This is a genomic window from Brevibacillus jepli, assembly GCF_047229145.1.
Lineage (GTDB): Bacteria > Bacillota > Bacilli > Brevibacillales > Brevibacillaceae > Brevibacillus.
Map to the genome: position 1 here is coordinate 1 of NZ_JBFEFW010000005.1, position 19,735 is coordinate 19,735.

Below are 19,735 nucleotides of genomic sequence, written 5' to 3' on the forward strand. Positions count from 1 at the left end.
ATAGAGGACGCGAACCAGTTTTCCACATAAGGCGATAATCGATTGCTTCTTCTTGAGCGGATTTTGACTACGCGTTGTATAATACTCGTGGAGCGCTTTAAACTCTTTGTTTTTGGCTACCATCGGCAGCATGCAGCGGAACAAGATGCCTCTTAGGCGAGAGCGCCCCCGCTTGCTGATTCCGGTCTTTCCCTTACGTTTTCCAGAGCTGTTCTCCGTCAGATTCAGCCCAGCCAGACGGATGATCTGCTGTCCATGGTCGTAGTTGTTCAGATCGCCAACCTCCGCCAAGAAGCCGGCGACGGTCAGAATGCCAATCCCTGGGATGCTCAGCATTTGCTTCGTTCCGGGGATCTTCTCCAGAATCTGCAGGACTTCCGTCATAATGCTTTCTTCTTGCTTGCAGTACAGATCGTACTGCTGCAGCAAGGCGGCAAGCTCGATTCGGGCAGCTGTCAGCCCCTCGGTAAGCCCGATAGAGACCGTAGCGGCAGCATAGAGCTGCTCCGCTCTCTTGATGCCCACCCCACGCTTGATTTCCGTCTTCCAATGTGTGAGAACGCCTCTGGCGCCTATCGAGACAATCTCCTCTGGAGTGGGAAACTGGCGCATGGTCATCAGTGATGCCTTGCCTTCCCAGTCCTTAAACACTTGTGGATACTCCGGAAAGTAGCGGTCAAACCAGTTTGTAATCCGAGCTTTCACTTGATTCAAGCTCACCATGACCTTCTCCCGAAAATTCATCAGAATGCGTAGCTCTGCATATTCCTTGGTCGGCAAATTGGGCTCTGAATATTTCCCGCTCCGAATCAGGTCGGCAATGACCTTCGCATCCTTGTAGTCGCTCTTGGTCTGCGAGTTGTCCTCAAGTTCTTTGCTCTTGTTCACATGGTGCGGATTCACGACGACGACCCTGATGTCTTGCTCCTTCAAAAATGCCGCTAACGGGAACCAGTAGTGTCCGGTAGGCTCGATGCCAAATACGATGTCGGTTTTCTCATGTATCCGGCCAAGCTCCTTCATCCACGCAGCCAGTTTCGTTAGCCCCTCCTGATCGTTGTGGAACACACATTCTTTCCCAAGCTCAATGCCTCGGAAATCCACGGCTCGAGCTACATGAATCTTTTTGGCGATGTCCGCGCCAACAACCAGTGTTTTTTCGGTAATTCGTGTAATCCGTTGATTCTGTTTCTGTTTCAGCTTATACTTCATGTAGAGCGTCCTCCTTTTCATTAGGGCAGTGTGAATGTGACCATTCCAAGACCCAGCATACAGGAGGCGCTTTTTTCTTTCAAAGCTCAAATTTCTTCATTACAGGAATGGCTCCTCTTCCAAAGCGATGAGTTCATCATAAATGTCTACATATACATCATCGATTTTCCCCGTTCCTTTCTCCAGATTGACATCTGCAAATCGCACGGAGTAATACTTTCCTTCCTTTTGCCCCGCATCAGGACGCCAAGTAATTTGTACGCTTTCCAGCACATCGTCGTAGCTGCGGCTGCTGCTTGACAACTTGTACCCGCTCGTTGGAAGAGCTATATTTTTTGCTTTCAGGGCCTCTTTTGCTTTTTCAATAAACGGAGCCGCCTGTTGATTTGTCAATTTCAACAGATCGAATTCCTCGGCTGCAACGTTATCTTTCGTATTATTGAGAGCTGCGCTGGCAGCTACAGGTGAGAAGATGGCCGTCACTGTTAATGCACTCATAACAGAGAGATTCAACCATGCAGCCATTTTTTTCGTTTTGGACTTTTTCATCGTACTACCTCCAAGGTTTTTGCGTTGGATCGAGTGTTTGTACTCGTCATCCATAGAATAGCTGCTAAATGTCATGGTTTAATCGGTAGGTTGTCATGGTTTTGTCAAAAAAAGAGCCGCTATACGCGACTCTCTTTGCCTAAGGATCGGCTCTATCTACCCAGATATCCCACAATCTACCAGTACCTTTGTGCAAATCAACATCGTCAAAATAAGCAAGATAAACTCTTTCTTTGATAGAAGCCCTATCGGTCTCTTCAGCAATACCTTCGGGATACCAGCGAATTCTCACTTCTGGCTTTCGTTTCGGTTGATCCTCGTAGTACAAAATCGTGCTGCTAATCCAATAGCCACTTTCAGGAAGCTTTACTTGCTTCTCTTGAAAAGCGTCTTTTGCCATCTGGATAAAAGGGGCTGCCTGTGCTGGTGTCAGTTTCACATGCTTGATAATCGGCTCTGGTGATTTTTCGTCTACGACTCTCGTTTCTTCCTCATCTATTTCTACGTTCTCTACTGTACCTGTGCCTTTTTTCAAATCACTGACTAAAAATTGCATGTAATAGAGCTTGTCATGAACGGCTTGATAAACATTATTGCTTCTCGTATATTTTGGGTACCAGAAAATTTTGACAAGCGCTATCGTCTCTTTTTCTGGGATGGGTTTTACGACCAAGCATCCCGCCAGATCGTAGCCGCTTTGCGGAATTGTGATGTTTTTGTCTTTCCAAACTTTATTTGCCTGGTCTATATACGGGGCGAACATCGTGTTTGGCTCAAACGATACGATGTCCCTGCGTTTACAAATCTCGATTTTTTTAATTGTCCCCGTGCCTTTCTCCAGATTCACACCAGTCAATTCGACACTATAGCTTTCTTGAAGTCCTTTGAAAGGTGGTTCGGCTCCTTCCTCCGTTTTTGGGTGCCACGATATATCCATGGTCGTTAATTCCTCACTCGTTTCACTGCTAATGTGAAGCCTGTAATTATGATCCGGAAGATCGATATGTTTGGCGATAAACGCATCTGTTACCAGCTTGACGAAGGGCTCTCGCTGTTCTTTACTAAAGTCAGTGCGAATTAAATTCACTGAATTTTCTTTGGTGGGTTCCGGATTATCGGTTTTCTTCTTTTCCTGCTTCTCTTCACCCTCATTTGGTTGAATAGTGCTTGACGCCGTTGTTTCCGTCTTGATGACATCCTTGTTTTTATTGATTTCTGCCAAGCCAAATGTCGTCGGGGAGTAGCTCAAAGCAAGGGCTAACGCACCCATCACTCCAATACTTAACCACAACCCCAGCTTCCTTTTTGTATGGGCCATTTTTTTCACGATTCTATCTCCTCGCACTCCCTGCTTTTTATTCATCGGTTTCGCCATACCAATGGGATTCACCGTAATTCCAGATAACCGCCAGTTCAACCATTTTTCCTACGCCTTTCTCCACATCGGCGTTGAAAAACAGTGCGTAGTAAACCTTTTCCTTGATCTTGCTATGTTGGCCAAAAACAACGCCATTGGGATACCAGATGATATCCACATGATTTTTGCCTTCCGTCACGGTGCTGCTGATCCAATAACCGGTTTCAGGAGGGGCCATGCCTTGCGCTTCGAACGCTTCTTTTGCCACCTGAATAAAGGGGGCCGCCTGTTCCTTTGTCAACGGACGATCAAAGGAGCTTTTTTTCTGCTCATCGCTTTGGTTCCAAGCGATTTCTTTGTTTTCCGGGTATTCTGGTGGAGAAGCTTCCGTCATGATGACATCCTTTTTATTGTCCAGGACAGCCGGGCCGACAGCAGCTGGAGAAAAGAAGGCGGCCAGACCCAGTATGCCGATAACAGCAAGACTAAGCCTGATGCCATATGACTTCATCTTTATTTTTTTGAGATTTCCCAATCGATGCCTCCATAGTTACGTCGAAGTTTGTTCTGGAACCAATGTGTATACCGATGTTCCGCCGTTCAATTTGCTTGTCATAGAAATACTTCCATTGTGTGCCGTGGCAATCGCTTTGCATAGTGACAAGCCTAACCCGTGTCCATTCTTTTTCCGATCCCGCGCACGATCCAGCATAAAAAATGGCTGAAACACATTCTCCAAATGCTCCTCCGGCACCCCACAGCCTTGATCTTCCACACAAAAAACAACAAACGAGTCTTCCGTATAAACAGCAAGTCGAATGACTGCATCGTTTTCAGACGCTTTGGAGGCATTTTCCACCAGATTGCTTAACAACACCAAAAAAAGCTCCGGATCGACCGTAACGGCAGAGACAGAACATGCTATTTCCAGCGTCTGCTCCCTTCTGTCCAACGTAAACTGGGAAATGATTTTCAACTGCTGCATGAGGGAAGAAACCTCAACCTGCTGCTTATTCGGCGGCTCCCCATTTCCAAGGCGGAATAGCTCCAGCAGCTTTTTTGACATACCGTCAAGCCGCTTGCTTTCAGAGTGAATGAAACGCAGAGCCTGCTCGAAGTCTTTTTGTTCCAGGTGATAATTCTGAAGCAAACTGGCATAGCCCATGATGGATGTAAGCGGCGTTTTGAATTCATGGGCCAGGCTTGCAATAAACGCCTCTCTTTCTGTTACGCCCCTCTGCAGAAGCTCCATGTTGGATTGGATCGCTTCCGCCATATAATTGAAGTCCACCGCGAGCTGTCCAATCTCATCGGCACGCTGAACCCGTATGCGATGCTGATAGCTTCCTTTTGCAATCCCTTGAGCCTGTATGCTTAACAAGCCGAGTGGACGCAAGGCTTGTCTGATCAGGACATACAAGCCTACCGCAAAAACAGTCAAGCCAACCAATACCCAATAAGAGATCTGCAAAGAGAGTGACTTCTGGTCATCGATCAGGGTCGTTATGTCATGGGCATAATCCAATCGAAGCAGCTGGTCATCGATTTTCATCCAGCTCGAAACAAACAGTACGGCCCGTGTGTCGATGTTTCGAATCACATAGCTTCTTCTCCCGTCTTTGGACGGGACAAGACTCATTACCTTTTCTTCTTCACTCGGTATACTGCTGTACAGCTTCTCGCCAGATTCACCTGTTATGGCAAGATGGCTTCTCTGATCAGTAAAATACCCCCCATAATTTTGAAATGATTTGGTCAAAATGTCTTTCATCAACGTCGGATAATAATCATCAATCGTACTTTCATACATTTTCAGCGAGTTCCCGATCATCCTATGGTTCTCAAGAGAGCTGCTGATTTCCCTTTGAAGATTGTAGTCAATGGATACCTCAATGATCCGGTATGAAACAAAGACGATCACCACTGTCACCAATCCGAACACCATGAGATAGATTCGCATCCACAGAGGAGCTCTCTTCATCCTCTCACGCATCTTATAACTCCATTCGATAGCCAATTTTGTGCACAGTATGAATATGATCGGATAAGCCTAATTTTGTTCGCAGATTTAGGATATGTGTATCAATCGTTCGGGTGCTGCCATAGAAGTCATAGCCCCAGACCTGATTCAGCAAACTTTCACGAGAAAAAGCAATATTCGGATTATGCAACAAAAATTCAAGCAGTTCATATTCCTTGGGGGTTAACGTGACGAGCTGATTATTTTTGTACACTTTGCGGCTATGGTAATCCACCGTCACATCGCCTACGGTCAATGTTTCCAACACAGCCTGATGGCTCCTTCTCAGAGCGACTTCCACTCGTGCCAGCAATTCCAATAAATCAAAAGGTTTTGTAATATAATCCTCAGCACCAAGACGCAAACCTTGTACTTTGTCCATAACACTTGTCTTGGCTGTCACGAAAATGACCGGGATATTCTTCTGCTTAAAGGATTCCAACAGCGTAAACCCGTCAATTCCAGGCAGCATGATGTCAAGGAGCGCCAAGTGGTACTCCTTTTCTTCGAGAGCGTGCAACGCTGTATTACCGTCGGATGAAACCTTACAGTCATAGCCTGAGGCGCCTAATGTCATTTTGATTAGTTCGGATATGGATGGATCATCTTCAGCGATTAGGATGGAATATGCCATTTACTTACACCTCCTCCATCATTACACATTCCTATTGTTTACTTGTCAACAAAATGTAAAAAGTGCAGGTCAAAAAAAGACCCACTAGAAGGTCCTTTTTAAGTGATCGTACTGGTCATATTCAATATTCTTATATTTGGAGGTGCGCTCTCGATGGAAGCATTCTCGTCTTATAGATCAAATCAACTCGCCGGACCGAGCGTCTATCCACTGTATCTCTTTCTGACTCTCCCGATGCACTTGCCGATATACGAGACGGTAGCGATGATTTTTGCCCCGACCAGAATAATCAATCTCCCATTCCAGCCTTAATTCGAGAGCCTCCAAGTAAATTTGGAGCGCCTTTTTTTCGTCTAATAGTGGAGTCGTCTGGACTGTCTCCAGCTGAGTCGTATCGTTGTGCGGACTATCCATACCTTCGAGTAGCCCCGTCGTTTTATTGACGACAATTCGGAGAGACTCTCTTTTGAGCCACACTCCCTGCATCCCGATGCGGAACTCGAACAGCTCCCGATCAGATTCCGCCTCTTCCTCCTGATGTCGAAGCCATAAATACGGTTCCAACTCAGGACGCGTACGCGCTACTATTTGGAGTGCAATGTCCAAACATTCGTCCCGGGATAACGATTTCTCACCTGGCGGACAATCCTCGAAACGGACATACGACATCAGTGCACCCGTACTTTTATGAATCATCGCTTTTAGGGTATCCGCGGATCTTGTCCGAAAAAAAGTGCTAAATGAACGATCCTCAGAATCTGTTGACTTCCAATCCTTCCGCCGCCATACAAAAGCGGAAATCTCCTCATCTATATCGGCGTTCCTCAACAGCTGGTACTGTTTCGGATCGATTCCGAGTAAAGCTTGAACCTCATCTAATGTACGAACTGCCGCAGCCTTTGGAAGTACCGGAGCTGGCAACCATACAGCTTGCTCCTCCCCTTCCTCAGCTTCCTGGTTCAATTCGGAAGCTTCTTTCTCGTCCGCCGGATAGCTCCTCCAACAGTTGTCCGGCTCATACACTAGCCGTAGCTCGTCCTGCTTTCCATGCAAAACTATTTTTGGTACATAAGTGAGGTGCAGATCCACCTTTACGGTTTTCTCCATATGTTGCAAAATCTGCTCCCTCTCAATCAATTTCTCCGGGATCTTCGGCTTTTTCTGCTGACCAAAATAAAGGAAATTACTAACCATGCCACTCTGATGCACTGTCACGCGAAAACCCGACGATGGAAGTGGCAGCTCCATCACAACCTGCTCATAGAAGAAGATCGTCCCGGATTCAGTTGCTCTTGTACATTTTTGCGCAATGCTTTCAACCCCCTATGCAAAATGGTTTTGACAGTACCGGAGGGCATGCGCATCAAGTTTGCAATTTCCTCAATCGTCATATCTTGCCAATATTTGAATGCAATCACTTGTCTTTGTCTTGGTTCTAGCTGATCGACAGCCGCAAGCAGGTCGATCCGATCGTCATGCTCCGTGACAGAAGCTTGCTGAAGCTCGTCGACGTAACGATCATCCACCACGAGTCGCTTACGCTTGTTCAGCGCTGTCATCGCACAGTTCATGACGATGCGGGTCAGCCACGTCGTAAAAAATTGTGGCTGTTTCAACTTAGGCAGCCCGACAAGCGCTCTATATATCGTCTCATGAACAACATCCTCTGCATCCATTTCCTGACGCACATAATAATAAGCGATTCGGTGTAAGCGATCCTGCTGTTCTTCCATTAATGAAAGAAAAGCTGCGCGATTTCCCGCCTGAGCATCTCGAACTCGCTCATCGTGATTCATGCTGTGTCCCTCCTTTGTACATTCGTTAGACCAGCGAGTGGGCTGTACGGTTTCACTTTTCTCCATTCTTTTCGGCCGAATGGCTAAAAACATAAAAAACCCGTAAGAAAGTCACTATTATAAAGTGTCCTTCGTACGGGTTCAATTTCATATGTTAACGGTACTTAACATTATTCAACTGCATCCACGTCAATTTACTGTCAATCAACATCGCAATCGTCATTTCGTCCATCCCATACAACTGACGGTACAAGCGCTGTGTTTCGACCAAGTCATTGTAGGTCAAGTACGGATAGTCCGGTCTGCCGAATGTCCCGTCTGGAAAATAGGCGTAATGCAAATCACCATTTCCGAGTATCCACTGTGATCCAAGATTAATGACACCGTAGAGCATGCTATCCGCCAAGTCTTTGTCTATCCGATCACCAAATTGCAGGTAGTTTTTGTAGAGGAAATTGATTTCGGCCAGCTGATGATTCAGAGAAACATGTGTTTGAATCGCTGGATTCGTCGACGTCGCGTAGTCGGCCACGAGCAATCCTTGCTGTGCACCAGCGATTACATAATGGTGCATGGCTGCGTGATTGTGAAAATAAGAAGCATATTTTTTCGCAGATTCACAAAAAGCCTCTTCTTGATATTGATCACAGCCACGAAGCATCAGATCACCAGCACCTGTGTTGAATCTCGTATCGTAGAAGCCCTCTGGTATCCCGTAATCACCGCTGAGCCACAAGGAACGTGGCTGCGTCTTCCAGTACCCTTCAGGCTCCTGCTGTTTCAAGCTCGCTTTCAACATCACATAGCCCATGTCGCGGGCTGCCTTGCTTCCACCTGTATATAAAAAGGAGCGAAGGACATAATTTTCGGGAATCCTCCAAAAGGAGGTCGCCGAAGTCGGCTCGTATGTAGACGGACTTTGGTAGTAATATCCGTCGTACAGCCATTTTGCCTTTTCCGTAACGTCCAAATTAAGCCAGACGCTGTCAATCGATTGTTCTCCCCAAGGAACGAGCGGATCTCTCGAATCGAGCGCCCACATCTCACTGATATAGCCTGCTTTCATTGGAAGCTTGATCACAAGCTCGACACCAGAATCAGTCTGGATGACTTCAATCGGCATTGCCATTTCGAGCTTTTCTTCTATCGTTGCTCTACCCTTATCCACATACGTAATCGGCCTACCTAACCAGATATACCTGCCTTCTGTCTCGACAAAACCAGCGGAGAGCGGAAGTGTCTTGACTTGATCGAGCCTGGCAACCTTCCAATACGGCTGCTTCGCCCCATCATAGGCACGGTAGCGGAACATCATGTTCTGACTGTCACCCTGAATCGGTATGGTGATGACGAAGGGCGTCATATTGCGCTGACCTGTCAATTTGTGGGCCCAATACTTGCCCCCATCTGCGAATGTAAACTCTTGTTTATGGTGAATCGCGCCATTCAGGTTGTCAACCGTCTCTGTTTCGGTTGGTTTTTTCCATTCGTTTGCAGAAATTTCGCTCGGGAAAATATTACTTACGGCGATGGCCGTCATCAAAAGGAGCATTCTGCTGATTTTTTTGACCATGTCATCCCCCTATTCTGTTAAAGCAGCACCGAAAGTCCTACTTTAAAATGAATATTTCGTAGCGATTATTATTTTTATAATAATCTGAAAAATTAATCATAGACGACTAATTTTATTTCGCAGGAGGGAATTTATGGATAAGAAAGTACGCTACGTTGTTTCTACTGCACTCGTATTATCTCTGTTCACCAGCCCCTCTTTGATCCATGCAACGCAAGCTGAGCCCGAACCCAACATCCCTTATTACGGAATGGGGCCTAGTTATGTACAGCCTGCACAGATCGAGAGCTTGTTTCCCAAGCCGAACATTCAGTTTGGGACACCTGGCTTTCAAGAAGGAAAAGAAGCATTTACATCCCAGGAAGAAATGATGGCTTACATAAGCAAATTGGCAGCAGGAAACAAGAACATCAAGCTCCATTCCATCGGCACTTCGTTGGAAGGTCGGGACATCCCTCTACTGCTGTTCAGCAAAGACCACGACAAGATCAAGCAAAACAAGGAAAAACCACTCATCTGGCTCCAAGCCCAAATCCATGGAAATGAACCCGCTTCTGGTGAGTCTGCTCTCGTGATCGCCAAATGGTTGGCGGAAGGAAAACTAGGCGCTGACCTTCTGGATAAAGTAAACGTCGCAATTGTTCCTCGCATTAACCCGGATGGCTCCTACCATTTCAAGCGATACATCGCGACAGAGCTGGATGCCAATCGAGACTACATGAAGGTAGAATATCCAGAGGTGCAGGCTGTTCACGAGGCCATCAACGCGTATCAACCCGATGTGGTGCTCGACGCTCATGAGTATGGTGTCTCTTCCAGCCAGCTACGTGAACTAGGTGAAAAAGGCGCCATCTCTTCCTACGATGTCTTGATATCCTCCGCCAAAAACTTGAATATCCCCGCCAGCCTGCGCCAAATGTCAGACAGCCTGCTCTTGGCAGACGTTCAGAAAGCGCTCGATAAGGAGCAGCTCTCTCACCACGCTTACTATACGCTGGCAAAAGGCAAGGAAGGAAAAGTGACCGCAACAGAAGGCAGCACAGAAACAAGAATCGGACGCAATGCTCTAGGCTTGAAAAACACGCTGACATTTTTGGTGGAGACGCGCGGTATCGGCATTGGACGCGCTGATTTTGAGCGACGCGTCTACAGCCAGGCCATTACACACGCAGCTGTCATCCAATCAACAGCAGCCAACGCCAAGGCAATCAAATCCGCCGTGACCAAGGCTCGCGAAGAAATCACCGAAAAAGGCAAAAACGCAAACGACAACGACAAACTCGTCATCCTGAGTGAGAATAAGCGAATACCGGATCAGTCTCTCGTGGTAGTCGATCTGGCCACTGCAAAAAAAGTATCTACCCCCATCGATTGGGTAAGCTCCACAGATGCCTATCCTGTACTTGAGCGCGAGCGTCCTACTGCCTATCTCATGCCTCCTGGCTACCATGACGTTGCGGCCAAGCTGGAGCAGCTCGGTATTTCGGTAAACAAACTATCGAAAGAAACAACAATCGATGTAGAGAGCTACACCATTTTGGAAAACAAGGTGAATACGATTTACGAGAACGGGCATTTCACCAATCAAGTGACTGCAAATGTAACAGAAACAACGAAAACCTTTCCTGCGGGTAGCTACGTATTCAGCATGGCGCAGCCAAATGCCAACTTCATTGCATTGGCCCTGGAACCGGAATCAGTAGACAGCTACGTCACGTTCAACTTCTTGCCCGTTGAAGCGGGCGATGAAGTTCCGGTTTATCGCTACATGCTGGAACAACCGCTACCTACCATACAAAAGAACTAAAGGAAAAATTCCCCTCTTAAGTTAGACTGTTGAGAGGGGAATTTTGTTACATGATTTTGCTTACTTTATTTGAATCACTTCTTGGGCAAGCCCCGCCAGCTTTTGCGTATTGTCACTAACTTCTACCATGGTCGCAGATATTTCCTCTGTCGCGGCCGCCTGGCTCTCCATGGTTTGATTAATCAACTCAATCGAATTTTGCAGGAGGGATATTAACTCCCGGATGGAATCCGTCGTCCGCTTGATTTTGTCTGCATTCGTCCGTGAATCTGTCGCCATATTGCGAACCTCATTCGCAACAACTGCAAATCCTCGGCCTGCATCTCCTACCCGCGCTGCCTCAATACTTGCATTCAGCCCTAAAATATTGCTTTGATCGGCGATTTTTTTCACTGCGAGTGTAATTTGCTCGATCTCAGTCGTGCTTTGGCTCACATCATTGGCTTGCTCCGAAATCGCCTTCATCTGCTCGTTCAGATTGCCGATCTGCACCGCCATCTCTTGTGTAGTGGCACTGACCTGTTCGACGACACTCGAGAGGTTCGCGGCGATTTCATACAGCTCATTGTCCCGCTCCATGCTGGAACCAATTCCGACACCGCCGATGACTTTTCCATTCTGATCATGCAAGGGAATCGCCCGAGCAACGAGAGGAAAACCAAACAATTCCTTCGGTACCATCATCGCCTGCTTGGCGTTTTTTCGAATCGCATTGGTGATCACATCTCCTTCCTGGAGTGGATCGCCAGGCTTCACTTGCAGCGAAAATGTTTTGGCAGGCACATTGCGCAACAGCCGCTCCGTGTCATAGACCCCAATGGTAATGTCATCGGTGATCAAATCATTTAAATACGGGGCAACCTTGATGAATGCTTCAAGCAGCTCCGCGTTTTTTTCCTTCCCTGCTTGTTCCGCTTCGTTCCATTCTTCGTATCCGTTCATGACCGTCTTCACCTCAATATTTTGCTGGCATTAATACGGAAATTGCCGTTGCTTATGCTGAACGGAAATCCATTTCAGGGTAGTAAACTCCTCCAGGCTCCATTGACCGTTCAAGCGTCCCAATCCGGAGTGCTTTTCACCGCCGAACGCTACAATTGGCTCGTCATTGATCGTTCCATCGTTGATGTGAATCATGCCGGTCTCCATTCGTTTTGCCATCTGGGCACCTCTCTCCAGATCACGCGTATGAATCGCCCCGGATAAACCAAATGGCGTCTCGTTCGCCATGCGAATCGCTTCTTCCTCGGAAGCAAACGACATAATGCAAACAGCCGGCCCAAACAGTTCTTTGGAAGCAATCGACATATCCGTGGTAACCCCCGTCAAAACGATTGGCTCAACCACGTTTCCTTTTACTTCCCCTTTCAGTGCCGGAACCGCTCCCTCACGAATCGCCTCATCGATCGTTGCCATCAGGTTGGTGACTTGTCGCTGATTGATAAGTGGACCAATCACTGTGTCAGGATCATTCGGATCGCCCACCTTGAGCCCAGATACTTTTTCTATATACAGATCGAGGAATTGATCGTAGACATCTTGGTGAACCAGTACCCGGTTAGCTGACATGCAAATCTGACCTTGGTGGGTAAAGCGGCTGAATACCGCAGCATTAACGGCATACTGGAGATCCGCATCTTCCAAAACGATCAGGGCACTATTTCCGCCCAGCTCCAAAATCGCCTTTTTAAAATGCTTCGCTGCCACTTGCGCAATATGGCTTCCTACCTGGCTGGAGCCTGTAAAAGAAAGAATGCGCGGAATCGGATGGGAGACAAAACCGTCACCAATCTCAGCAATATCCGTTACGATTACATTGATCAAGCCTTTTGGCAGACCAACCTCTTCAAAAATTTTCGCGATGAGTGTCCCACCCGTGATTGGTGTATGCTCATGCGGTTTGAGTACGACGCCATTGCCCGCACCAAGAGCTGGCGCTACTGACTTCATCGACAGATAGAACGGGAAGTTGAACGGACTGATCACACCGACAACCCCTCCCGGAATCCGATACAAGCGATTTTCTTTTCCATCTACGGGAGAAGGGAGAATTTTCCCTTCCATACGCACTGGGAACGTAGCCGCCTCGCGAATAATATCCTTCACAAGCCCGATTTCGAAAAATGCCTTTAACCGTGTTCCGCCCAATTCACGAATGATGATTTGAATAATTTCTTCTTCGTTCTCCTCGATATAGTGAACGGCGCGCTCTAGCATTCGGGATTTGGTATAGGCGTTCACTTCATCCCACTCTTTTTTCGCGTTGGCAGCAGCTTTGTAAGCCGCATCGATATCTTCCAGGTTTGCCATCTTGAATTCTGCGATGACTTCCCCGTTGTAAGGGTTGATATCTTGCAATGTCTTCGCCCCAAGTCCGTCGCGCCACTCCCCATTGATGTATTGCTTGTCCAGTGTTTGAAGGATTGACATGCTATAACCTCTCCCTTTTGTAAAGTAATGTAAATAAGCCCCTTTCGCATGAAAGGAGCCGTCATACAGCAAAAAGCTTTGCTAGTTGGCAACCCGGCTGCCATCGTAACTCGTACATTAGGCCCGTGGCTTTGCGTCCCCAATTTTCAATGGGTTTGCCCATTCATAGCGAATGTGGATATTCTTTTGTCGAAAAAAGGAAGGAAATGGAGAATCTTACCTTGATTATAGTACTCAATTCCTAATAGTCAAACGAAAACATGTTAATTTTTAGTGAAATAATGTAAACAAATACCAAAAAGTCCGCATCGCTTGGATACGGACTCCTGATTCAACTAGCTTATGATCACAATATTTTTTTGACATCCTTTACGCTCGTCGCGAGCATTTGCTCTACCGCGCTTGCGTCCCTTACGTGCTTGGTCAAGCCTTCATTCAGCTCTTCCAACAAGCCGTTTGCATCCCTTACATGCTGGGACACTTCGTCAGCAAAACGCTTTTGGTGCGCGATGATTTCCATCACACCTGACACTTCGACGTTCAGTGCCTGGAAAGCGTTCACGATCTGATCCGTCTTCTCCGCTGCATTTTTGCTGGTGGAAAGTCCATTTTTGATCGCACTGCTGCTTTTTTCACTGTTGGACAACGCTTCTTTTGTTTCTTCCTGAATCTTGCCGATCAATTCTGCAATCGTCTTGGTCGAGTTCCCTGTCATCTCGGCCAGCTTCCGCACTTCATCCGCTACTACAGCAAATCCACGACCTTGTTCTCCCGCACGCGCCGCTTCTATCGCTGCATTCAAAGCGAGAAGGTTGGTCTGATTGGCAATATCGCTGATCACCTTGACGATACTCGTAATTTCTGAAGAGCGCTCTTCCAAGCGGCTCATGGACTTGGACGTATGGACCGATTCTTTGTCGAGCAGGCTCATGACCTCCACCACGTCCGTCATGGCCTTCTTGCCTTCATCTGCACGTGCTACCGATTGTCTACAGATATCCGACAAGCGCTCGCCTCGAACCGATAACTGGCTCGCAGATTCATCATCCCGCTCGTTAACGGCCTGAATATTGTCTACGACTCGCTTCATCCTCGTCACCAATCGCGCCATTTGATCGTGTTCGGCGTTCACCGCTTGATTCGAAGAGAGGATGGCACCAATCTGTTCGTAAATACCGCGAAGCTCATGTTTCCAAGCGTCTTGCTGTCCTGTCATTGTGCTTATGGCTGTCGTCGCTGCTGTCTCTTTTTCTGCCAGGCTTCTGTCTTTTTTCCAAAACATCCGCTTCCCTCTCCTCTGTACCCATCAATTGTCACCTCGGCGGCTATAAACGCGGGACTCGATTATTCCCGGATGTTGTTTCGCCAAGCTCAGCAAGTTTTCCAAGAAATAATAGTGACCCTCCAAGAGCTCCACGTCCTTGCGCTCAAAATGCTTTGCCTGCAAATACTGCTGCATTTCCAATGCGTAGCGCTCCAGTTTATCGTGAAAATCGTTGGCACGAAGCATTTGCTCCACTTCTGGATATTCTGTTTTCAGGCGACTCAGCTCACTGTATACACGCCCACCCTCCAGAATCATCTGGTAGGCCGTACGTTCAAGCGTAGCAGTCGTAGCTGCCTCCTGCTCCTCACGCTCCTCGCGCAAAGCTGCCAAGTACGTGATAAAATGGTAGACAGTTAAAAACAAGGGTCCTAAAAACAGAATGATCCCTGCCTTGTATACATGCTGATTGGACAAGTTGCTGATGAGCAGGAACAAGTGAAACAAGATCGCACCCAACCATACATAGATGATGATGTGGTGATTGATCTTCCCTGCCTTTTGTTGGCGGGAAAAGGCAAAGGTAAGTCCGAGCAGATAAAAGGCAAGTAAAGTAAAGCTGGCCGAAAACAAAGCCATCTCCATATCTACCAGCCAGTCTGCGTCGGCGGGTATTTCGATAAAGAATTCAAAAGCGAGCACCAGCAGTGAGAACAGCAACCCCATGATCCAAAACCGGCTTACTTCCGAGTCATTCCTCCGCCGGGAGCGGTAGCGTTGTGCACGGGATCCTTTCATTTGCTCTCACCTCATTCTCTATGATTCGCCATGATTCTATCTTTTCCTTTCCCATGTGGCCAAAATCTGACATCGGAGGCTGTTATGACAAAAAAATTACCGACCCCATTTACCGACCGTATGAAACCCTTGCTCGGGAACGATTACGAAGCATTTATTTCTTCGTATGACCAGCCTGTGACACACGGCTTGCGCGTCAATCCATTAAAGGTGGGACGTGACGATTTCTTGAAAATCTCACCGTTTGCACTGGAAGAAGTCCCTTGGTGTGAAAATGGCTTTCGCTACAAAGAACCAGATCGTCCTGGCAAGCATCCTTATCACGCGGCAGGACTGTACTATTTGCAGGAGCCAAGCGCAATGTCCGCTGCTGAGGCACTAGGCGTACAGCCCGGTGAACGAATTCTTGACCTGTGTGCAGCGCCAGGGGGCAAATCGACACAGCTTGCAGCGTTTTTGCGTGGACAAGGAATGCTTGTGGCAAACGAAATCCATCCTGTTCGGGCAAAAGCCTTGTCAGAAAATCTGGAGCGTTGCGGAGTGACCAATGCAGTCGTGACCAACGAGACGCCAGAACGACTACAGGAACGCTTCCCTCAGTTTTTCGACCGGATCTTGGTGGATGCTCCTTGCTCGGGCGAGGGGATGTTCCGCAAGCTACCTGAAGCAATCGACGACTGGTCCCCTGCAAAAGTTACCGAGTGCCATCTCATGCAAGGGGATATTCTCGAAGCTGCCGCTGCTATGCTGAAGCCAGGCGGGACATTGGTTTACTCCACCTGCACATTTGCACCGTTGGAAAACGAGCAGTCGCTGGTTAACTTCCTGGGCCGTCACCCGGAATTTGAGATCGTCCCGTTACCACATGCAGATTGCTTTTCTGAAGGTCAACCAGAGTGGGCTTCCCCCAAGAACGAGCAGCTCAGCCAGACTGCCAGATTGTGGCCGCATCGTCTGCAGGGGGAAGGGCATTACCTCGCCAAGCTGCAAAAGAGTGAGGATGCTGAAGTACATGAAACGACTGGGAAGCGCAAAGAAAAGCGAGCGGCAAAATCCGCTCCCGCAGGCCGAAAGGAAGCATTGGCTGCCTGGCGCAATTTCGCGGAGGAGGCGATCCCTGCACTCTCCAAACAGTTCGATGATGAATCGGCGTTTCTCTTGTTCGGGGAGCAGCTCTACTACTCACCTGCATCTGAGCTCGATTGGGACAAGCTCAAGGTCGCACGTGTCGGTCTGCACTTAGGAACCGTGAAAAAGAACCGACTCGAACCCGCACATGCCTTGGCACTGGCCCTCTCACCTGCGGAGGTTGCCCGTGTCGCTTCATATGGTACAGACGAGCCTGAAATTTTACGGTATGTAAAAGGAGAGGCACTCATGCGTGAAGGTGAAAACGGCTGGACGCTGGTTACTGTAGATGGGTTCTCCATCGGCTGGGGCAAGCAATCAGAGGGGCAGCTCAAAAATCATTATCCAAAGGGTCTTCGCTGGTTGTAATTACTTGCATCCAGAATACAAAAAGCTCACAAAGCTTCGCGAAATCCATTCGTGCCTGCTTGTGAGCTTTTCTTTTTTCTTATGACCGCCCTCTGCGGGACGGATTGTCTACGACGGTCAATGAACCATTTCTTATATAACGCAATATTTTTGAAACCGAAATCCCTGTTGCATTGGCAATTTGCATCGCATTCGAATTCGGATAAGTTCTCACGTAATTGCGAATCATTTGGTAGTCTTGCATCTCGCTTTCTCCGCAAACCTGGCAACTGTACTCACCACGGCCCATCGGACTGCCGCATTTCAAGCACGTATCCGTCGTCATCACTGGTTCTCCTCACACCCTGTACTAAGGTAACTTTCACGAGAAAGGGTTCTATCTTCCTATCTATTACCCAAATCTCATGGGAGGAAAACACTATTTTATACAGACAACTCAGTGCTATGCGGCAAAATGCTTGTAATTACCGGAAATGCTTTTCCAATTTTTTCGCCAAGTCCTCGTCCGACATGGAAGGAGCCCCTGCATTAATCCGATACAGCAGCTTGCTACCAGGAAAATGCTCTCCTTCTTTGGCAGCAAACATCAACTCAATATTGAGGCTTTTGCACATGTCCAGCACTGTTTGATCATAGGCTCCGTGCGGGAAAGCCAAAAGAGCAGGCTGCTTACCCAGCTCTTCGACAAGACGCTGATTTGCCAGAGCGAGATCCGCTTTTACCCGTTGATGATACTCTTCGTGCGTTTCCGTCCGTCCCTCTTTCTCCAAATACTTGCGACTCGTCAACGCATGTCCTCTACTATTATTTTTATCCGTTGGTACTTTTTGATGAGAATTGTAGGTGTGCGAGTAAAAGGTCAACCCCTGCTGCTCCAATTCCCGCATCTGATCCCAGCTTAGATGCGGAATCTCCTTTGGGTTCTTCTGGTCGGTTGATTTCACAACCACAAAGTTTGTAGCAGTCATCCCGAACTCTTTTAACAGGGGGGCAGCTTTCGTGTAAAAGCTTTCATATCCGTCATCAAAGGTAAGTACAACAGATTTGGCTGGCAACGCTTTATTTTGTTTGTGTGCTTCCAATAATTGTTCCATCCCGATTACATTGTAGCCATTCTCTTTCAACATCTTGAGATGGCTTCTGAAAAGTTCAGAGGTAATCGTAGCAGATGAATCTAATTTTTCATCGATGTGATGATAGGTCAGAACTGCCGGAGCATGTCCGGTCGAGTCAGTTGGAGGTGCTTCTTTCGCATATTCAACCGTTGGCCATAGGAACGTTGACAGCAGAAAGATCGAAAATAATGGTAGCAAAATTTGAACATGTCTCTTTTTCACGATGATCACTCCATACAAAATGGTATGGTTGATGGTACCAGTCAACCGTTTCGGCCTGCTCATTTGATCCATCTACCTGCCATATTGTGACAAGAAAAATGAAATTTTTTAGTTCTTTTTGACTAAACGCAGCCCAGCTCCCCCTTATACTTCTGGTTGTCAGAACAGATAGATGAGAAGTTATGCTTCGACAGCAAAAAACCACAATACGGGCAACTCGCCCATATGGTGGCGTTTGGTACGGGTATTGGTGGTATTCCTCTGCCCATCAGACTGCCGTTTATCAAGCAAGTATCCTGTGACTTCTTGGTTCTATCGTCTATCTATTACCCGCATTTTCATGGAGTGAAACATCTTTTCAAATGAATACTCCTTTTTGAACAAGAACGATCGCACAGACGATAAGAAAAATGCCGCTTCCTACATGCATAAGCTTGATCCATCGAGGACGTAAAAAACGGGACAAATACGCAGCCGATAAGGCGACCAGACCAAGGAACAACAAGGTCGATAACAGACAGCCTGAGGCAAACAAGAACAGCTCAATTGAATGAAGAAAACTGTCAGATGCCAAAAGCGAGCCAAATACGCCTGCCCAAAATACGACGGTCAGAGGATTCGCGAGCGTCAGAAGTAGCCCGTACCAAAAGCTGTTTCGACCAGTTGGAGTCTGCTTGACGAAAGCTTGCTGGTCTTCTTCTCTCCCTTTTCCCGTACGTAAGGTTTGAATCCCAAACCATGTCAGAATAATGGCTCCGGCAAACACCATCATTTGTTTGATCCAATGGATCTGTAACAGCAGCGACAATCCCCCGATCGCCCCCGCCATATAAATTGCATCTGCAAGCGCAACACCCAGCACCATCATTAGTGCAGCTCGCAATCGCCCGGTCATCGACCGATGCATCACTGCCAGACAAACGGGACCAACCGATAGCTGAAGCATCATCCCGAATAACAAACCGTTCCAGATTGCCATCGGTCTTACATCTCCTCTTTCATGGAAGACAGGACGATCATCGTATTCGTCTTGCTCACGCCTTCTACTTGCTTCAGCGTTTCAGAGATAAACCGCTCCAGTTCCGTTGTTCCCTTGAGGGCAACCTTCAGCAAATAATCGTACGCGCCCGCGATATGGTGGCATTCCAGCACACACTCAGACTGCATGACCGTTGTACGAAAGCCAGCGATGTGCTCAGTTTTTTCGATTTGTACCATGACGAATGCGATCAGGTGAAGCCCTAGCTGTTCCCGATCCAGCTTCACCGTGAATTGTTTTATGAGTCCCGTATCCTCCAGCTTGCGTATTCGCTCGGAGACAGCAGGTACAGACAGATGAACCTGCTTGCTAATGTCTGAGCTTGTGATTCGGCCATTTCCCCGCAGTAAGCGGAGGATTTGTTCATCAATCCGGTCCATAGTGGTGCCCCCTCCTTTTTATCATGATTATACCAATTTCTT

General features: G+C 47.6%; 19 protein-coding genes and 1 riboswitch. Of the genes, 2 read left to right on the forward strand and 17 right to left on the reverse strand.

The window, feature by feature from the left end; genetic code table 11:
* The 9 genes from AB1L17_RS07015 to AB1L17_RS07055 form a co-directional block, all read right to left on the reverse strand.
* Positions 1-1,212 (reverse strand): IS110 family RNA-guided transposase (locus AB1L17_RS07015; protein ID WP_412848827.1); only part of this gene is annotated, 1,212 nt, incomplete at its 3' end.
* 99 nt (positions 1,213-1,311) lie between these two features.
* Entirely contained in the window at positions 1,312-1,761 is a 450-nt protein-coding gene (locus AB1L17_RS07020) for a hypothetical protein (protein ID WP_412846181.1), read from the reverse strand.
* Positions 1,762-1,900: 139 nt separating this feature from the next.
* Complete coding sequence (locus AB1L17_RS07025) at positions 1,901-3,079, reverse strand: hypothetical protein (RefSeq protein ID WP_412846306.1); 1,179 nt, start codon at positions 3,077-3,079, stop codon at positions 1,901-1,903.
* Between the two features lie 37 nt (positions 3,080-3,116).
* On the reverse strand, positions 3,117-3,653 hold the full coding sequence (locus AB1L17_RS07030; protein ID WP_412846182.1) for a hypothetical protein: 537 nt from the start codon (positions 3,651-3,653) through the stop codon (positions 3,117-3,119).
* A 15-nt stretch (positions 3,654-3,668) separates the two neighbouring features.
* Complete coding sequence (locus tag AB1L17_RS07035; RefSeq protein ID WP_412846183.1) at positions 3,669-5,111, reverse strand: sensor histidine kinase; 1,443 nt, start codon at positions 5,109-5,111, stop codon at positions 3,669-3,671.
* 1 nt (position 5,112) lies between these two features.
* Positions 5,113-5,772 (reverse strand): response regulator transcription factor, encoded by a 660-nt coding sequence (locus AB1L17_RS07040; RefSeq protein ID WP_412846184.1) that lies wholly within the window; start codon positions 5,770-5,772, stop codon positions 5,113-5,115.
* 177 nt (positions 5,773-5,949) lie between these two features.
* Positions 5,950-7,020, reverse strand: coding sequence for a YcdB/YcdC domain-containing protein (locus AB1L17_RS07045; RefSeq protein ID WP_412846185.1), 1,071 nt, complete (start codon positions 7,018-7,020; stop codon positions 5,950-5,952).
* Positions 7,020-7,568, reverse strand: coding sequence for a sigma-70 family RNA polymerase sigma factor (locus AB1L17_RS07050; RefSeq protein WP_412846186.1), 549 nt, complete (start codon positions 7,566-7,568; stop codon positions 7,020-7,022). The genes AB1L17_RS07045 and AB1L17_RS07050 overlap by 1 nt, the downstream gene beginning before the upstream one ends.
* Before the next feature lie 154 nt (positions 7,569-7,722).
* Entirely contained in the window at positions 7,723-9,141 is a 1,419-nt protein-coding gene (locus AB1L17_RS07055; protein WP_412846187.1) for a hypothetical protein, read from the reverse strand.
* Positions 9,142-9,274: 133 nt separating this feature from the next.
* On the opposite strand from AB1L17_RS07055, the gene AB1L17_RS07060 reads away from it, so the two are divergent.
* On the forward strand, positions 9,275-10,948 hold the full coding sequence (locus AB1L17_RS07060) for a M14 family metallopeptidase (RefSeq protein WP_412846188.1): 1,674 nt from the start codon (positions 9,275-9,277) through the stop codon (positions 10,946-10,948).
* A gap of 60 nt (positions 10,949-11,008) precedes the next feature.
* On the opposite strand, the gene AB1L17_RS07065 is transcribed toward AB1L17_RS07060, so the two are convergent.
* The 4 genes from AB1L17_RS07065 to AB1L17_RS07080 form a co-directional block, all read right to left on the reverse strand.
* A complete protein-coding gene (locus AB1L17_RS07065) occupies positions 11,009-11,890 on the reverse strand; it encodes a methyl-accepting chemotaxis protein (RefSeq protein WP_412846189.1) in 882 nt (293 codons plus the stop codon).
* A gap of 30 nt (positions 11,891-11,920) precedes the next feature.
* Positions 11,921-13,378 (reverse strand): benzaldehyde dehydrogenase, encoded by a 1,458-nt coding sequence (gene yfmT / locus AB1L17_RS07070; RefSeq protein WP_412846190.1) that lies wholly within the window; start codon positions 13,376-13,378, stop codon positions 11,921-11,923.
* An 84-nt stretch (positions 13,379-13,462) separates the two neighbouring features.
* A riboswitch (cyclic di-GMP riboswitch) is annotated at positions 13,463-13,548 on the reverse strand.
* Between the two features lie 176 nt (positions 13,549-13,724).
* A complete protein-coding gene (locus AB1L17_RS07075) occupies positions 13,725-14,660 on the reverse strand; it encodes a methyl-accepting chemotaxis protein (RefSeq protein WP_412846192.1) in 936 nt (311 codons plus the stop codon).
* Positions 14,661-14,684: 24 nt separating this feature from the next.
* Positions 14,685-15,440 (reverse strand): hypothetical protein, encoded by a 756-nt coding sequence (locus AB1L17_RS07080; protein WP_412846193.1) that lies wholly within the window; start codon positions 15,438-15,440, stop codon positions 14,685-14,687.
* Between the two features lie 84 nt (positions 15,441-15,524).
* Here AB1L17_RS07080 and AB1L17_RS07085 point away from each other — a divergent pair, with 84 nt between their 5' ends.
* Entirely contained in the window at positions 15,525-16,937 is a 1,413-nt protein-coding gene (locus tag AB1L17_RS07085) for an RsmF rRNA methyltransferase first C-terminal domain-containing protein (RefSeq protein ID WP_412846194.1), read from the forward strand.
* A 79-nt stretch (positions 16,938-17,016) separates the two neighbouring features.
* Here the strand turns inward: AB1L17_RS07085 and AB1L17_RS07090 are convergent, their stop codons facing one another.
* The 4 genes from AB1L17_RS07090 to AB1L17_RS07105 form a co-directional block, all read right to left on the reverse strand.
* Positions 17,017-17,262, reverse strand: a complete 246-nt coding sequence (locus AB1L17_RS07090) for a hypothetical protein (RefSeq protein ID WP_412846195.1) — start codon at positions 17,260-17,262, stop codon at positions 17,017-17,019.
* 139 nt (positions 17,263-17,401) lie between these two features.
* Positions 17,402-18,337 (reverse strand): polysaccharide deacetylase family protein, encoded by a 936-nt coding sequence (locus tag AB1L17_RS07095; protein ID WP_412846196.1) that lies wholly within the window; start codon positions 18,335-18,337, stop codon positions 17,402-17,404.
* A gap of 295 nt (positions 18,338-18,632) precedes the next feature.
* Positions 18,633-19,253 carry a LysE family translocator gene (locus tag AB1L17_RS07100; protein WP_412846197.1) on the reverse strand — a complete coding sequence of 207 codons (621 nt, stop codon included), beginning with the start codon at positions 19,251-19,253 and terminating at the stop codon, positions 18,633-18,635.
* Between the two features lie 5 nt (positions 19,254-19,258).
* The gene (locus AB1L17_RS07105; protein WP_412846198.1) at positions 19,259-19,693 is read right to left on the reverse strand and encodes an Lrp/AsnC family transcriptional regulator; all 435 of its coding nucleotides are present in this window, start codon (positions 19,691-19,693) and stop codon (positions 19,259-19,261) included.
* Positions 19,694-19,735: the final 42 nt, after the last annotated feature.

Bases quoted from the DNA above. Each gene is read 5' to 3' on its own strand.
- AB1L17_RS07020 (WP_412846181.1), bottom strand. From the start codon at position 1,761: ATGAAAAAGTCCAAAACGAAAAAAATGGCTGCATGGTTGAATCTCTCT.
- AB1L17_RS07025 (WP_412846306.1), bottom strand. From the start codon at position 3,079: ATGGCCCATACAAAAAGGAAGCTGGGGTTGTGGTTAAGTATTGGAGTG.
- AB1L17_RS07035 (WP_412846183.1), bottom strand. From the start codon at position 5,111: ATGCGTGAGAGGATGAAGAGAGCTCCTCTGTGGATGCGAATCTATCTC.
- AB1L17_RS07040 (WP_412846184.1), bottom strand. From the start codon at position 5,772: ATGGCATATTCCATCCTAATCGCTGAAGATGATCCATCCATATCCGAA.
- AB1L17_RS07045 (WP_412846185.1), bottom strand. From the start codon at position 7,020: ATGGAGCTGCCACTTCCATCGTCGGGTTTTCGCGTGACAGTGCATCAG.
- AB1L17_RS07050 (WP_412846186.1), bottom strand. From the start codon at position 7,568: ATGAATCACGATGAGCGAGTTCGAGATGCTCAGGCGGGAAATCGCGCA.
- AB1L17_RS07055 (WP_412846187.1), bottom strand. From the start codon at position 9,141: ATGGTCAAAAAAATCAGCAGAATGCTCCTTTTGATGACGGCCATCGCC.
- AB1L17_RS07060 (WP_412846188.1), top strand. From the start codon at position 9,275: ATGGATAAGAAAGTACGCTACGTTGTTTCTACTGCACTCGTATTATCT.
- AB1L17_RS07065 (WP_412846189.1), bottom strand. From the start codon at position 11,890: ATGAACGGATACGAAGAATGGAACGAAGCGGAACAAGCAGGGAAGGAA.
- yfmT (WP_412846190.1), bottom strand. From the start codon at position 13,378: ATGTCAATCCTTCAAACACTGGACAAGCAATACATCAATGGGGAGTGG.
- AB1L17_RS07075 (WP_412846192.1), bottom strand. From the start codon at position 14,660: ATGTTTTGGAAAAAAGACAGAAGCCTGGCAGAAAAAGAGACAGCAGCG.
- AB1L17_RS07080 (WP_412846193.1), bottom strand. From the start codon at position 15,440: ATGAAAGGATCCCGTGCACAACGCTACCGCTCCCGGCGGAGGAATGAC.
- AB1L17_RS07085 (WP_412846194.1), top strand. From the start codon at position 15,525: ATGACAAAAAAATTACCGACCCCATTTACCGACCGTATGAAACCCTTG.
- AB1L17_RS07090 (WP_412846195.1), bottom strand. From the start codon at position 17,262: ATGACGACGGATACGTGCTTGAAATGCGGCAGTCCGATGGGCCGTGGT.
- AB1L17_RS07095 (WP_412846196.1), bottom strand. From the start codon at position 18,337: ATGAGCAGGCCGAAACGGTTGACTGGTACCATCAACCATACCATTTTG.
- AB1L17_RS07100 (WP_412846197.1), bottom strand. From the start codon at position 19,253: ATGGCAATCTGGAACGGTTTGTTATTCGGGATGATGCTTCAGCTATCG.
- AB1L17_RS07105 (WP_412846198.1), bottom strand. From the start codon at position 19,693: ATGGACCGGATTGATGAACAAATCCTCCGCTTACTGCGGGGAAATGGC.